General features: G+C 69.5%; 2 protein-coding genes. Both read left to right on the top strand.

What is annotated here, in order from left to right; translation table 11 throughout:
- Nucleotides 1-54 precede the first annotated feature (54 nt).
- Entirely contained in the window at nucleotides 55-678 is a 624-nt protein-coding gene (locus GRF61_RS24120) for a glutathione S-transferase family protein (protein WP_169153152.1), read from the top strand.
- A 163-nt stretch (nucleotides 679-841) separates the two neighbouring features.
- Entirely contained in the window at nucleotides 842-1,192 is a 351-nt protein-coding gene (locus GRF61_RS24115) for a DUF2946 family protein (RefSeq protein WP_169153151.1), read from the top strand.
- Nucleotides 1,193-1,257: the final 65 nt, after the last annotated feature.

The raw sequence follows: 1,257 nt of genomic DNA, 5'->3' as shown, positions 1-1,257 counted from the left end.
GTGCTTGCGCCAGCCATGCCTCCCCCTCCACCCCGACTCCGAGGACCACGCCCCATGCCCCTGCAATTCCATATGACGCCCGGCTCCTGCTCCACCGGCATCCACATCCTGCTGGAAGAGCTGGAGATGCTGTTCGAGGTCTACATCGTCAACCTGCTCGCCGGCGACCAGGACAAGCCGGCCTACCGCGCCCTCAACCCCAAGGGCACCATTCCCACGCTGGTACGGGAAGACGGCCGCGCCCTCACCGACTTCCAGGCCATCGCCTGGTGGCTGGCGCGGCAAAAGCCGAAGAAAGGCCTGCTGCCGGAAGATGCGGATGGCGAGGCGCGGGTGCTGGAAATCATGGATTACGCCGTCGCTACCCTGCACGGCCAGGGCTTCGCCCGCATCTTCACCACCGAGAAGTTCGCCACCTCGGCCGCCGAGCACGAAGCGGTGAAGGCGCGCGGGCGGGAAATCGTGGTCCAGGGCTTCGCCATCATGGACGAGCTGCTCGCCGGGCAGGACTACGCCGCCGGCCGCTTCTCCATCGCGGACGCGGCGCTGTTCTACGTCGAGTTCTGGGCCAGCCGCAGCGACATTCCCCTGCCGCCCAACTGCGAAGCCCACTACCGCCGCATGCTGACGCGGCCGGCGGTAAGGCAGGTGCTGGCGGAGGAAGGCTACCGGGTTTGAGGCGCACGACTGGCGCAAGCGGGGAGGAACAACGCGGCGCACGCTCGCAGACGGATGAGCGCAGCCCTTCTGGACACCTCCGGCTCCCCGCCCTCTCACCGAGCCGGGGGGGCCGGCCGCTTCGCGGCGCGTGCCGGCGCGTTCTCGCATAGAATGCCGCTCCATGCGCATCTGGCTGCTCGTCATCGCTCTCATCTTTCCGCTGCAATGGTCCACCACGGCCGTTGCCGCGTACTGCATGCACGAGCGCGACGCCGCCGCGGCCCAGCACTTCGGCCACCACGACCACAAGGCCCAGGCCGGCCACAACGACGACGGCGATCCCGACGGCGACGGCCAGGTCTTCGATGGCGACTGCCCCAGCTGCCACGCCGGCTGCCTGCATGCCCTCTTCCCCGCGCTGAACCTCGCCGTGCCCATAGAGCCCGGCGTACTGCCGCCGCCCTACCTCGTCACCGCCGTCGAAGGCGAGCCCGACAGCCTGTTGCGGCCGCCGCTGTCCCGCGCCGCCTGACCGGCTGGCGCACGGCGACACGCAACACACCCCGCCGCTGACATAGCGGCAACCAAGCCCCACCC

Source organism: Azoarcus sp. TTM-91 (assembly GCF_012911025.1).
GTDB lineage: Bacteria > Pseudomonadota > Gammaproteobacteria > Burkholderiales > Rhodocyclaceae > Azoarcus.
The sequence above is the reverse complement of the archived record's forward strand: the minus strand, read 5'-3'. Positions and strand labels throughout refer to the sequence as shown.

Coding starts and splice junctions, on each gene's coding strand:
- GRF61_RS24120 (WP_169153152.1), top strand. CDS start 55: ATGCCCCTGCAATTCCATATGACGCCCGGCTCCTGCTCCACCGGCATC.
- GRF61_RS24115 (WP_169153151.1), top strand. CDS start 842: ATGCGCATCTGGCTGCTCGTCATCGCTCTCATCTTTCCGCTGCAATGG.